Below are 12,644 nucleotides of genomic sequence, written 5' to 3'. Positions count from 1 at the left end.
GCGGTGTATGGCGCAGTCATGCGCTGGGAACCCCGCGTGACGCTGACGGTGATTGATCTCACGACTGAAAACAGCGGCGCAGCCTGTCGAGAGAATTCTGTAAGTGGCTCATAGTAATGATAAAAATGACAGTCTGGTTCTGCTGTAAACGTTGAAGACGGAGACCGTCACCAGCGTACTGGCGGATATGGCTACGCTGTCTAATGAGGTTTGGCGATATGGGTTGGGGCACCAAACAATCTGAATAAACACCAGATGAGCATGTGCTAGCACTGTAATAACGTTTATATTGTTTGGCACGGTTGCCAGAAATTCAATCGTTTCTGTGCGAATAAATGATTTAAATAAATGGTATAGAGACTGATGTCAGATCAAGAGCGGGAAGCCAGAAGGTTAGCACAAACCCAGGAGCAATATGCTTTGGTGGGCGAATTTACAGCCAAGTTTGAATTAGTTTGTTTTGCTATGAGAACAGGTATTGTAGCGCTATCCGGGCGCCACGGGTTGCAGAACCAACAAATCACCCATGCCCTTACGGCTGAGCTGACAGCTTATCCACTATCAAAGGCTTTTCATTCCGTTCTTATGGTTAGCGCAGAGCTAAATGAGGAACAGAAAAACATATTAGCTAAAATCAATAATCGGGTGACTAACCTGATTGAACGTAGAAACGAAATCATTCATGGAACTTGGTTTATTGGTTGGTCTTCTCCAGAAGATAATGACTTTTCAACGGGGACAGGCTTTAAACCTACCAACTCCAAGAAAGGCACAGGGATTAAACATCTGGAAGTAAGTACCGAAGTTTTCAGGCCATTGATTACTGAATGCGAATTGGTCAATGAGTTAGTCAGCCATGCTTGGGGCGGTGTTATGATTGGTGCTGCATTTGAAAAGCGATTTGTCATCGAAGATAAAACGATTCGGTTACTGAAAAATAGTCAATAAATTGACCTGATATTTTAATGCCGCAATAATATTTTTGCGGCGTTACTGCTTTCCTCCTCAGATGTTTGTGCCATCCTCCGCACAACGCCCATCACCTGTTCCGTGCTCAACAATCCGGCATCATAGCGCCTGAACGCTTAACCGGAGAAAAACCATGTGTTCCATAGGTTATATCTAATCGCATGGCGCTTTTAAACCCTCACAATAAGTATCAATATGTGGGGATTACCCACTCTTTTTTAAGACGCAGATGCCCTTTTCAACTTACCTAATAATATTGTTAAGTTTATTTTCTCAATCAACTTTCTAAATTCATGCAATGCTTTTAATTGCCTAATGACCACATAAATAGCGTATACGGAAAATAACCATGAACAATATCGGATGACGACCAATAAATCATTTTTAGAGGATGTCTTCATCACGTCGTCGAGAAGGGATATAGCTCTCACAGGAACCCAATATCCCATGGAAATGGAGAATAATGTTAAAAGAAGAAGACTCATCAATACTTTCTTCTTATTCATCCTCGCTGAACCATCAGGGCATATATCAACTAAGCCAGAGTGTTCTCTGGCTACCTTTAATGTCGCATCAACACTTAGATCCTTTCTTAGGGACACATACTGTAAAACAGCAAAACAGTAATTTTCTTCCGCTCTATGTGTCAGAAACTTTGATAAATACTGGACTTCAAGTCTATTAAAATCCCCCCTCGGTTTAAAATAAAGCTCACCGAATTTTGAGATGGCGAGCATTCTTTTATCCCAGAAGCTGTCCTCAAATTTTTGCCAACTTAAATCATTACGTCGTCTCAAAAAGAAGCTAAAAATAAATGTAAATAAGACACCAAGAGCAGAATTAACAATAGCGCCCGAATAATCATGAAAAATACTGAGCATGAAAAGAGTCCCAAACAAGCAGAAATAGAGTCGTAGTAACGTCAGAAATAAGGTAGTACAAATCACCATAGACTGATACAGCTTTAATTTTATCCTGGAATGTATTCCGCGCTTTTTATTGTGCCACAGCTCACATCCCTCATCTGGTACACCCACCCACAAATTCGTCACCATAGGTTCACCCCTCCATTCACAAAAATTGACTGTATGAATGATTATCACCAAGGCGTCCGTGTCCTCGAAATTAACGAAGGCACACGGGTTATTTCCACCGTATCCACCGCTATTGTTGGCATGGTCGGCACCGCCGACGCTAAGACCTTTCCCCTCAATACCCCGATACTGATCACCGATGTATTGGCCGCCGCCGGGGAAAACCAGGAAAAAAGATACGCTGGCGCCATCACTGTTAGCCATTGCCGAGCAGACCAAGCTGGTCAACATTGTGGTACGCGTGACTACCGGCAACGATGCGGCCGAAATCACTCCCAATATTATCGGCAGGTCAGACGAGAATGGCCGCTATACCGGCATGAAAGCCCTGTTAGCCGCCCAGATCGTGACCGGCGTCCGGCCGCGTATTCCGGGCGTACCGAGGCTGGATAATTTGGAGATTGCCACCGCACTGGCGACCATTTGCCCGCAGTGACGTGCCATCGGTTATATCAGCGCCTTTGGTTGCAAGAAAGATGTCCGAAGCAATTCAGTTCTAGGAGAATTTTATCCAGCGCAAGCTGATGCTGATTTGGCAGGGCTTTAAACGGGGGCAAAAAGGTCGTAGACACAATGTAGTCATTTGGTCGCCACTTCGCCAAATTCGGCAGACGCCAGAAACAAAAAAACCGCCTCTCGGCGGTTAACGACATACTCATACTGCTTTGTTTTACTTATACTATTTTCCATGGTGCCCGGGGCGGGACTTGAACCCGCACAGCCATAAGCCGAGGGATTTTAAATCCCTTGTGTCTACCGATTTCACCACCCGGGCTCAGGAAAATTGGAGGCGCGTCCCGGAGTCGAACCGAGGTAGACGGATTTGCAATCCGTAGCATGGCCACTCTGCCAACGCGCCGTATTCTTCATTACCTTACTGCTTAGACTAGCATTTCTGCAAGCCTGACAAATTTGGAGCGGGAAACGAGACTCGAACTCGCGACCCCGACCTTGGCAAGGTCGTGCTCTACCAACTGAGCTATTCCCGCAACATCAGAACTTACTGATTTTTTTGCTATCTTTCGGCGTTTCGTTGCTGCCGTCTGATGCGATGCATTCTACTTACCTGACGCAATGAGTCAATAAAATTATCAATCTAAAACGTCCGTTTGCTGATTTTTGCGGCACTTCGATCAAGGTTCGAGCAAATCTTTCCAGGCTGCGCTTAAATATTGGAACATTGACCAGAAAGTCAGCACCGCAGCGATATAAAGTAGAACAAAACTAGCCAACTCTACGTAAGCCGTTGGACGCCATAATAAACCAACCAATGACATCATTTGCGCCGTCGTTTTGACTTTACCAATCCAGGACACCGCAACGCTGCTACGCTTGCCGATTTCTGCCATCCACTCGCGTAGCGAGGAAATAATGATCTCACGAGCGATCATGGTGGCTGCCGGTAAAGTAATCCACCATTGGTGATAATATTCGGCAACCAGCACCAATGCTACGGCAACCATCACTTTATCCGCTACTGGATCAAGAAACGCACCAAAACGGGTCGTTTGCTTCCAGCGGCGAGCTAAAAATCCATCGAACCAATCGGTTGCTGCTGCGAATACAAAAATGCCAGCACACAACACCGGGGCCCAAACGAATGGCAGGTAAAATGCCAGAACAAAGAATGGGATAAGTGCAACACGAAACAGGGTGAGCCAAGTCGGTATATTCAATTGCATAATGCTTCTATAGCTATCTGGCGAGTATGGATACAATGAGTATGGTGCAATATTACGTTCAGTGTTTCAATGCATTGTAGATCTTTTCTGCCAATGCTTGTGAAATACTCGGCACTTTTGCAATTTCCTCGACGCTGGCGTTAAGTAACGGTTGAAGTCCGCCCATATACTTCAACAGTATTTGCCGCCGTTTCGGACCAACGCCTTCTATCAGCTCTAATGCACTGGTATTTTTTACTTTTGATCTTCTCTGTCGGTGGCCCGTGATTGCATGATTATGCGATTCATCACGAATATGCTGGATCAAATGCAGCGCTGGCGAATCAGAAGGTAGCGATATCCCCTCACCTTCTGCGGCAAAGAATAGCGTTTCCAACCCAGCCTTACGGTCACTCCCTTTAGCTACACCTATTAATAAAGGTTTTTGTTTGTTCCAAGGCACATCCAGTTCGGAAAAAACCTCAATAGCCTGACCCAACTGGCCTTTTCCGCCGTCGATAAAAATAACATCGGGAACTTTTTGCTCATCTATTGCTTTGCCGTAACGACGTTTTAACACCTGATTCATTGCCGCGTAATCATCACCCGGAGTAATTCCGGTAATATTGTAGCGCCGATACTCTGACTTCACCGGCCCATTCGCATCGAAAACAACGCATGAGGCAACCGTCTGCTCCCCCATGGTATGGCTAATGTCAAAGCACTCCATGCGGTTTATCTCATTCAACTTCAACGTTTCCGCCAATGCTTTCATTCGCTGGTGGATAGTTGACTGTTGCGATAGCTTGGTGACTAACGCCGTCGCCGCATTGGTCCGCGCTAGTTTAAGATAACGCGCTCTATCACCTCGCGGTCGGCTTTGAATCTGAATTTTTCGTCCCGCAAGTTCGCTTAAGGATTCAGCCAGTAGATCTTTTTCTACCAATGCAAAATCAAGCAAAATCTCCCCTGGTAAGGTTCGCGCCTGACTGCCCTGTAAATAAAACTGACCAACGAAAGTCTGCACCACCTCGCTCAGCTCAGTACCATTCGGCACTTTAGGAAAGTAACTGCGGCTTCCCAGCACTTTACCTTGCCGAATAAACAGAACGTGCACACACGCTAACCCCGAGTCAAAGGCGACACCAATCACATCCAGATCTTCGCTATTCCCGGAAACAAACTGTTTTTCTGTGACTCGTCGAACAGCCTGAATTTGATCCCGAATACGAGCCGCCTCTTCAAAATGCAGCAATTGGCTGGCATTTTCCATGCGAGAAATCAATTGAGTTAGTACTTGTTGATCTTTACCGGAAAGAAATAGCCTAACGTAATCAACCTGACGTTGATATTCTTCATCGCTGACTAACCCACTCACGCAAGGTCCCAGGCAACGACCAATCTGATACTGTAAGCAAGGACGGGAGCGATTGCGGTAAACGCTGTTTTCACACTGTCGAATCGGAAAAAGTTTTTGTAACAAAGCTAGCGTTTCGCGCACAGCATAGGAATTGGGGAAAGGCCCAAAATATTCGCCCTTCTCATGTTTGGCTCCGCGATGCGTAGCAAGGCGAGGATGAGTATCTGCGCTGAGAAAAATAAGTGGGTATGATTTGTCATCCCGCAGCAACACATTATATCTAGGTTGGTAAAGCTTGATGTAATTATGTTCAAGCAACAGCGCCTCAGTTTCTGTATGCGTAACAGTGACATCAATTTGGGCGATGTTCTTAACTAATGTTTCGGTTTTGCGGCTATTTACCTGCGTGCGGAAATAGCTGGTAAGTCGCTTTTTCAAATCTTTCGCTTTACCAACATAGATAACAGTACCCTTGGCATCATACATACGATAGACGCCGGGCTGGCTGGTTACTGTTTTCAAAAACTCTTTTGCATCAAAGCATTCAGTCACTATTTGACAATGTCTCCGCGTTAAACAGACCGTGGCGAATCGCCAAATGGGTCAATTCAACATCACCACTTATATTTAGTTTACTAAACATCCGGTAACGATAGCTATTCACTGTTTTAGGACTGAGATGAAGTTGCTCCGAGATTTCATTCACCTTTTGACCTTTAGTTATCATTAGCATGATTTGCAATTCGCGCTCGGAAAGACAGGCAAAAGGTGTATCAACCTGCGGCTCTAGCTGGCTCAATGCCATCTGTTGCGCGATATCAGAAGCAATGTAACGCTGACCCGAATGAACGGCCCGAATTGCATTGATCACATCTTGCGGCGCAGCGCCTTTGCTCAGATATCCTCCTGCGCCTGCCTGCATCACCTTGGCCGGTAACGGATTCTCCGTATGAATGGTTAACATGATGACTTTGATATCTGGGGAGAAACGGAGAATTTTCCGCGTGGCTTCCAACCCACCAATACCAGGCATATTCATATCCATCAAAACGATATCAACAGTATTATTGCGACACCATTTTACCGCATCCTCGCCACACTGCGCTTCACCCGAAACTTTGATACCCCTGATATCTTCCAGAATGCGTCGTATCCCTGCGCGCACCAGTTCGTGGTCATCAACAAGAAGAACGCTAATCAAAGAAAATTCTCCAAAAAAATAAGGGAGTAACCTAATCACTCTTTGTTTACGGCAGTGATATTACTTGTTTTCAGCCAAAGAATGAATACAGAATAATTGTAATTTTACATCTCTATTTTGGTCAGAATTATTTTTATCGCGATCGCTTTTCATCCGCCATTAGTTTGGCAAGTCGGCCTATTAAAGGGAGCGGTCAACGAAAGGAAAATACATCCCAAAATAAGTGATGAATTTTACAACACAATCTACTCAAATAACTAATTATTAGTGCAATAAATAGTTTACAACAAGTTATTTTTCTAATTTAAAAAAGACAACCACCTGATACTGTTATGAATAATTACTTTCTGCACAAACATTCATCATATAAGAATAATTCCTAGCATGCCAACTCTGCCACAGTTACAGGATTACCACATTAAAAAACCTGAATTAGTCTTCTATCGTCATTATTTAAACATATGGCTAACCGTAAACTTTATGAACTTAATTAAGTAAACGCACAAGTTCTTAGTTATTTAGCATAAAAATTCATTATGTGGCTCAGTTGAGAATTATCCGAATTCCGTAGAGAGTATTCAGTATCTGTGTGTATCCTAACAAATAATTACCGTGCGCAGAGTTATTCATTACGCTGTGATATAATGAGGTAACTGTAAAAAATGCTGCTTTTAACCTCAATGGCACGCCAATATGAGGATAAGCCACGCGGCAACAATGTCCATTAGGAGACACTATGAGTAACACAGACTTCACTACTGCCGCCGATCTTGAGACTTTAGCTCACGAAGTTACATGCCTGAAAACCACGCTGACATTGATGCTCAAGGCAATTGGCCAGGCAGACGCAGGTAAAGTTATTCTGAAGATGGAAAGATCCTTACCTCTGATAGAAGACAAAACCCAGGCAGAAGTGTTCGAAAATACCATTGCACAAATCAAACACGCCTTCCGCCAATAACATTACGCGCGTCTGATACAGACCCAAATACCCATTGGGTCTGTTAGTTACAATTTATTAATTATCAACAAGTAAACTGTTACCATGCTGATCCCATCTATTGGTATGAGTCTGTTAATCAAAGCATTGTTAGGCGCAGTAGTCGTGATTCTTATTGCTCTGTTATTCAAAACGTGAAACTACTAAATTGCCGGGTTAATTCCGCTGTTTCCAACCTTTGCTCCGATCGCACAATATAATATTGTGGGTAGCAAACGTTCAATCGAAGCTTTACGTCTCACTATCACCTACGGAAGGTGGGCGGTAATTCCGTATCTTATCTACCTGATTTCCCTTTAACTTCTTTCTCGACCACTCAGGCCTTTCCCTAGCACTGAACTCAGCTGTAATCTGTTGGAGTTTAGCTGCATGGATGCGGATACTCGGCTGGAACTATTGGCATAATTAGTCATATTCATGACAACCGATATCAACAAATAGCTTAAAGATATGATCGAACAGAAATTAAACAAAACATTGATTGAATTAGCCAAACAATAAAAGCGTAATCGCATGAATAGCCAGAATACCTACGGAAAAGATCAGGTTTAGGTTACTGATACGCTTTGTTTTTCCTTCTGACGGTAACAAAGTATTAACCTGTATCTTTCTCACCTTATAAATCCATAGTCCCCCTACAGCTAAGAATATCAGTGATAACAGCGCCATAAGTAAAGGGCGGCCCCAAACTAAAAACTCACTTAATCCGGCAATAACAAACCATAAAATGACAAAAATCATCGTTGTACACCTTGGCTCATAATGTAGCTGTTAACTTACGTAGGGATGACCAAGAGTTAAATGTCATAAATTATTCAAAAAAGATATAAGAATATGAAGCTAATAAAGGCGCTATTTGATAGTAATTAAACCTACACAAATAAATAAAATGCAAAATTTAATACCAAGAGTCATGTAACCTCCCCTATTTTGAGGAATTAGTTGATTCTTGTTATTGCAATTTTTCGATTTTAACGATGTTTTTTAGCTTAATGATTAAAAAAGATTAGCAGTAAAAATCAGAATCACGCAGGAAACACCTCAAAAATAAGTTAAAAACAGGGAAGACAGCAACGAAAGGCTTAGGCAGATAGGTAGATGGAGAGATAATTTTATTGATGAAAGGAATGCCATCAGAGCTGAATCGCCATACTTTCGGACTCAGCTCAGACTAGGTAAACAGAGTAAAACGCTTGAACGTTTAATCAGACAATTTTGGGCTGACCGTCTGATGCAGTCGCACCACCATCAACCGGAATGTTTGCTCCGTTGATGAAGCTAGCATCATCGCTGGCAAGGAACGCCATCACCGCGGCCACTTCTTCTGGCTCAGCTGCGCGGCCTAATGCGATACGTTCGTTGAACTTATCACGGATTTCTTGTGGCCAACCGTTGGTCATATTTGTTTTTACTAAACTCGGGCATACCGAGTTAATACGGACGCCATCACCACCGTGATCTAATGCCATTGCACGAGTCAGGTTGACGACAGCACCTTTGGCAGCACAGTAATACGCCGCACCCCAGTCACCACCTAGACCTGAGACAGATGCCGTATTAACAATACTTCCTTTGGTTTTCAATAAATAAGGAAGTGCAAATTTAGAGCAGAACACGACCCCGTCAATATCCACTCCGGCAATACGGCGCCAATCTTCAACCGTTGTTTCCAGAACGCTACCCGCAACATGAACACCCGCATTATTCAGTAACACATCAATTCTACCGAATTTTTCAGCAATACTGTCCATCATCTTTTTAACGGCTACATGGTCAGAGACATCGATTGGATATGCTAATGCTTTACCTTCTGGCAAAGAGCGCGCAACTGATTCAGCGGCGTCCTGATTCCAGTCAGCTAGTACCACAATTGCACCTTCAGAAGAGAAACGACGGGCGGCAGCTTCCCCCATCCCATTACCACCACCGGTAATAACGACCACTTTGTTTTCAAATCGCATTTGTTACTCCCTTTGTTAACTCGTCGATTTATCACACAAATAAGCGATACCATTACCTTATAACCTTTCAGTTTCTGAAGCTAATCACAAATAGGTATAAAGTATGAAGCACTAAAAATAGTAATTTTTCAGTACAAAAGGGCAAAATAAAAACAAATAGGAAAACATAAACATTACATTTACTTAATTATTAGTCAGCTACTAACAAACTTAACTGCATATGTAACGCCTCTGAGCTCACAGGAACTCTTCCTGTACCCACAGACTTACACTGCCACCATTAACCCTAAACACCCCATGCCCCTGCTCATCAATAATAACGATATCTTTTCGATTACCTAAAAAATCGCCGAATCGAAGATGTTTGAAATCTTCACCTAAAAAAATATTTTTCTCAGCTTCAGCACCGTTAGTCATGATAACAATACAGCCGGGTTGGTTTTCATTGCCTGAACGCACAAATGCAATACAGTTATTATCATCAAAATATTCCGTCTGCGCGCCGTGAGCAAATTTCTGCCTCGCCTGAATAAGCGGCTCCAATTCTGGAATTATCGGCATATCTATTTGATACACCTCCCCGTCGTCGCCTTCATCCTGATAACTAGCACCATAAAGATCAGGGTGAAAAATACAAGGAACCCCCTGCTCCCTTAATAAAATTAATGCATATGCCAGAGGTTTAAACCAGGGTTCGACCGGGGACTCGAGGGACTGAAGCGGTTGGGTGTCGTGATTAGCCACCAGCGTAACCGCATTCATAGGATTGGTATCCACCAATGTATTGGCAAATATTTGAGCGAGATCGAAACTATCACCAGACTTTGAAGCTTGATGAAACTTATGTTGTAACGCCACATCAAACAACATAAGTTTACCTTCCACCTGCTCGAGATATTTCTGAAGTTTACCAATATCAGGCGACCAGTATTCTGCAATAACCAAAAGGTCATGCTGAGCATGATCCCGAACATGATCTATCCACTCTTTATAGAACCATGCAGGAATATGTTTAACCGCATCCAGACGGAAACCATTACAGGGTAATGAGTCCAATAGCCAACGTCCCCAGTACTTTAATTCCTCCACCACGGCAGGGTTACGAAACTCTATATTAGCCCCCATCAGGTAATCGAAATTACCTAACTCGTCATCGACCTGATCGTTCCAACCATCATTACCATAATCATTAATAATCTTGAATATGCCATTAGCCGATGGGTCTTCAATAGAATCTATCCCGCTAAAACAAGTCTGATCCCAAATAAATTGAGAATACTGGCCTGAGCGGGCGGGAAACGTAAAGCGTGTATAAGCTTGAGCGTCTATTATTTCGTCAGCAATTTGATTACGGTTATTCTCTTCAACATTCGATACTCTTACCGGTTCTTTCTCGTCCGCCCCCATTTTGTGATTGAATACCACATCATACAGAACCTGAATCTCGCATTCTTGCAAACGCTCAACTGCAGCCTGTAATGCCTCTCTATCACCATATTTTGTCGCACGATTCCCTTTTTGCTCAAACTCGCCTAAATCAAATAAATCATATGTGTCATAGCCCACTGAATAACCACCAGACGCACCTTTATACGCAGGCGGAAGCCAGACTATTGTTATTCCTATCTCTCTCAGTTGCGAGGCTTTATCACTAACCTCTTGCCAAAGTTGACCTCCTCCTGGGGAATACCAATGGAAAAATTGAATAAGCGTCGGGTTCTTCATAAAGAGAATAGCTCCGCAGTAAAATCAAGTTGTTTTTCAGTATGGCTTAGTTTGATAAAGAGTGAAGGTATTACCTAGTTTGTTATTTTTGTAACAAATAAATAAGTGTGATTAAGTTCACAGAAAGGACGAAATTAATTCAAATAGGCAGGAAAACATGAATGCCAAAAAGGTAACCATCCTATAATCATTAATAATGTAGATATGGATTAATCACATAAAGAAACAATACCCTATGGATTAAATTCACGCTGCAGTAACGTTGAGATTCCAACTATGACGTCTTTATTAATCCGTAAACTGTACCGTCAGTCGTTTTCCGTGACTTTCATCTGCATCACTCTATCCCTCGCCTTTTTATTGTGTTTATCATCTGTTTTTTATCTTATATATCAAAGCACTTAGCCTTAACCGGTTGGATTCCGACCTGAAAATAAATTTATGCCATTATCCATTAAAGCCATTTGAGTGCATATTTTTTTATCCGTTTGAGTCATTCTCTCCCTCCATGGCTCAAACTTATTAAACCGTAATTTAAACAAAATAAGTTGCATTTAGCCTTCTTATATTGGACGCGTATAACCGTTTAAAACACAAATAACAATAATAACCATTTACAATTATGAAGTATAACTTCTGTTTACATTAACCATGTGATCTTTGCTTTCTCGTTGAATCAGCAGTTTAACCAAGGTATAAGTGAAAAATCTTCATTTCAGAGCGAAAAGCATCGTCTGACCAATCTTCTGTTAATTGGGAAAGCTACGAGTATGTCCCTTTTGACTTAACTTCGCCCCCCTTCAACTACGATTGGATAGGCTGAATATTGAAGACCTTTCCAGATAGCATCGCATAGTAGCAATGAGTTCCCGAGTGAGAGCGAATCACATCGCCGCCAAATAACTGTAAATCGACCTCGAACAGGTCAATCATCACGCCAACACCAGCGTCAATACTCTCGATAATAAATTCTGCAGGCATATTGCATATAAATTAACCATTTATATGTCACCCTAAAAGCAACTACTGTTGAAATATCAGGTTATTAAATCAGTAATAACCCTGTATTCTGGTTAACGACTAGATATGTTTTAAAACATGAATAAATGAAGTCTATTAGCTTGAAAATTAGGACTTAAATTAAAAAGGAACCCACATGGCAAGGTATAGAGTGCATTTCGACTTAATTCAGTACTCCCAAGGTGGTGGTAAAAATACCGCGACTACGTCTGAGACGGTCGAAGCTGAAAGCGAAAGCGTTGCCTTATCTATTGCCAAAGACAAGGTGAAAAATAAATCAACGGCAAGAGGGCGTGAGATTAACGTCAGTAAAATAGTGAAGCTCTGACCACTATTCCACATAGGCACTTGCTCAAATGTGGCCGCTAACTCATAGTGCGGTCACGTCTTTTTCATTGACCGTGAGCGCTAGAATGCGCAAACCTGCTCTTGGCGGTTCGGTCCCCATACTTACAGCCTCACTTTGGCCTCTTATAGTTTATTGTGACGCCCATTCCACTGGTTGGCTTATTAGGCTCATACTTCCATTTGTAGATAGAGTCCAAGGCTGATTTCTCGAAGAGATTCTTAGGTTCAACTGAATAGACCCGGGTTTCGTAGACACTTTTTTGCCTCATAATGGAGGCTCAATGAAGGAGTGTTTATGTCAGCCA

The 12,644-nt window shown here is 42.6% G+C and carries 11 protein-coding genes, 3 tRNA genes and 3 pseudogenes; 5 read left to right on the top strand and 12 right to left on the bottom strand.

Annotated elements, in window-relative coordinates; genetic code table 11:
* Window positions 1–363: 363 nt before the first annotated feature.
* Entirely contained in the window at window positions 364–948 is a 585-nt protein-coding gene (locus DBA33_RS19720) for a hypothetical protein (RefSeq protein WP_064517728.1), read from the top strand.
* 239 nt (window positions 949–1,187) lie between these two features.
* Here the strand turns inward: DBA33_RS19720 and DBA33_RS19715 are convergent, their stop codons facing one another.
* Window positions 1,188–2,024, bottom strand: a complete 837-nt coding sequence (locus DBA33_RS19715; protein WP_120807057.1) for a hypothetical protein — start codon at window positions 2,022–2,024, stop codon at window positions 1,188–1,190.
* A 33-nt stretch (window positions 2,025–2,057) separates the two neighbouring features.
* On the opposite strand from DBA33_RS19715, the pseudogene DBA33_RS19710 reads away from it, so the two are divergent.
* A pseudogene (locus DBA33_RS19710) lies at window positions 2,058–2,560 on the top strand (phage tail protein); the annotation flags it as partial.
* Between the two features lie 192 nt (window positions 2,561–2,752).
* Here the strand turns inward: DBA33_RS19710 and DBA33_RS19705 are convergent.
* The 6 genes from DBA33_RS19705 to uvrY form a co-directional block, all read right to left on the bottom strand.
* A tRNA-Leu gene (locus DBA33_RS19705) sits at window positions 2,753–2,838 on the bottom strand.
* 10 nt (window positions 2,839–2,848) lie between these two features.
* Window positions 2,849–2,922 (bottom strand) — tRNA-Cys (locus DBA33_RS19700).
* 54 nt (window positions 2,923–2,976) lie between these two features.
* Window positions 2,977–3,052 (bottom strand) — tRNA-Gly (locus tag DBA33_RS19695).
* A 144-nt stretch (window positions 3,053–3,196) separates the two neighbouring features.
* Complete coding sequence (gene pgsA, locus DBA33_RS19690; RefSeq protein WP_049597562.1) at window positions 3,197–3,745, bottom strand: CDP-diacylglycerol--glycerol-3-phosphate 3-phosphatidyltransferase; 549 nt, start codon at window positions 3,743–3,745, stop codon at window positions 3,197–3,199.
* 58 nt (window positions 3,746–3,803) lie between these two features.
* Window positions 3,804–5,636, bottom strand: coding sequence for an excinuclease ABC subunit UvrC (gene uvrC / locus DBA33_RS19685; RefSeq protein ID WP_120807056.1), 1,833 nt, complete (start codon window positions 5,634–5,636; stop codon window positions 3,804–3,806).
* Complete coding sequence (gene uvrY / locus DBA33_RS19680; protein ID WP_049597560.1) at window positions 5,629–6,285, bottom strand: UvrY/SirA/GacA family response regulator transcription factor; 657 nt, start codon at window positions 6,283–6,285, stop codon at window positions 5,629–5,631. Before uvrY ends, uvrC begins: the two co-directional genes overlap by 8 nt.
* Window positions 6,286–7,021: 736 nt before the next feature.
* On the opposite strand from uvrY, the gene DBA33_RS19675 reads away from it, so the two are divergent.
* Window positions 7,022–7,246 carry a DUF2594 family protein gene (locus DBA33_RS19675; protein ID WP_049597559.1) on the top strand — a complete coding sequence of 75 codons (225 nt, stop codon included), beginning with the start codon at window positions 7,022–7,024 and terminating at the stop codon, window positions 7,244–7,246.
* Between the two features lie 105 nt (window positions 7,247–7,351).
* Window positions 7,352–7,694 (top strand): annotated as a pseudogene (locus DBA33_RS19670) (GlpM family protein).
* Window positions 7,695–7,771: 77 nt separating this feature from the next.
* Here the strand turns inward: DBA33_RS19670 and DBA33_RS19665 are convergent.
* From DBA33_RS19665 to DBA33_RS19650, 4 genes and pseudogenes are all read right to left on the bottom strand, one after another.
* Window positions 7,772–8,026: a hypothetical protein gene (locus tag DBA33_RS19665; RefSeq protein WP_064517721.1), complete on the bottom strand. Its 255-nt coding sequence runs from the start codon at window positions 8,024–8,026 to the stop codon at window positions 7,772–7,774.
* Window positions 8,027–8,490: 464 nt separating this feature from the next.
* Window positions 8,491–9,246 carry an SDR family oxidoreductase gene (locus DBA33_RS19660; protein WP_064517719.1) on the bottom strand — a complete coding sequence of 252 codons (756 nt, stop codon included), beginning with the start codon at window positions 9,244–9,246 and terminating at the stop codon, window positions 8,491–8,493.
* Window positions 9,247–9,483: 237 nt separating this feature from the next.
* A complete protein-coding gene (gene amyA, locus DBA33_RS19655; protein WP_120807055.1) occupies window positions 9,484–10,971 on the bottom strand; it encodes an alpha-amylase in 1,488 nt (495 codons plus the stop codon).
* A 796-nt stretch (window positions 10,972–11,767) separates the two neighbouring features.
* Window positions 11,768–11,961 (bottom strand): annotated as a pseudogene (locus DBA33_RS19650) (phage minor tail protein L); the annotation flags it as partial.
* Between the two features lie 166 nt (window positions 11,962–12,127).
* Between DBA33_RS19650 and DBA33_RS19645 the strand changes: the two are divergent.
* Window positions 12,128–12,319, top strand: coding sequence for a hypothetical protein (locus DBA33_RS19645; RefSeq protein ID WP_064517715.1), 192 nt, complete (start codon window positions 12,128–12,130; stop codon window positions 12,317–12,319).
* 130 nt (window positions 12,320–12,449) lie between these two features.
* On the opposite strand, the gene DBA33_RS19640 is transcribed toward DBA33_RS19645, so the two are convergent.
* Window positions 12,450–12,608, bottom strand: a complete 159-nt coding sequence (locus tag DBA33_RS19640) for a hypothetical protein (protein WP_120807054.1) — start codon at window positions 12,606–12,608, stop codon at window positions 12,450–12,452.
* Between the last annotated feature and the right edge of the window lie 36 nt (window positions 12,609–12,644).

The sequence above is a fragment of the Yersinia sp. IP36721 genome, assembly GCF_003634395.1.
GTDB lineage: Bacteria > Pseudomonadota > Gammaproteobacteria > Enterobacterales > Enterobacteriaceae > Yersinia > Yersinia entomophaga.
Note: the sequence above shows the minus strand (reverse complement) of the source record. Positions and strands in the feature narration are given on the sequence as shown.

Excerpts from the sequence above, each read along its gene's own strand:
- DBA33_RS19675 (WP_049597559.1), top strand. The coding sequence starts at position 7,022 with ATGAGTAACACAGACTTCACTACTGCCGCCGATCTTGAGACTTTAGCT.
- pgsA (WP_049597562.1), bottom strand. The coding sequence starts at position 3,745 with ATGCAATTGAATATACCGACTTGGCTCACCCTGTTTCGTGTTGCACTT.
- DBA33_RS19645 (WP_064517715.1), top strand. The coding sequence starts at position 12,128 with ATGGCAAGGTATAGAGTGCATTTCGACTTAATTCAGTACTCCCAAGGT.
- amyA (WP_120807055.1), bottom strand. The coding sequence starts at position 10,971 with ATGAAGAACCCGACGCTTATTCAATTTTTCCATTGGTATTCCCCAGGA.
- DBA33_RS19720 (WP_064517728.1), top strand. The coding sequence starts at position 364 with ATGTCAGATCAAGAGCGGGAAGCCAGAAGGTTAGCACAAACCCAGGAG.
- DBA33_RS19715 (WP_120807057.1), bottom strand. The coding sequence starts at position 2,024 with ATGGTGACGAATTTGTGGGTGGGTGTACCAGATGAGGGATGTGAGCTG.
- DBA33_RS19640 (WP_120807054.1), bottom strand. The coding sequence starts at position 12,608 with ATGAGGCAAAAAAGTGTCTACGAAACCCGGGTCTATTCAGTTGAACCT.
- DBA33_RS19660 (WP_064517719.1), bottom strand. The coding sequence starts at position 9,246 with ATGCGATTTGAAAACAAAGTGGTCGTTATTACCGGTGGTGGTAATGGG.
- DBA33_RS19665 (WP_064517721.1), bottom strand. The coding sequence starts at position 8,026 with ATGATTTTTGTCATTTTATGGTTTGTTATTGCCGGATTAAGTGAGTTT.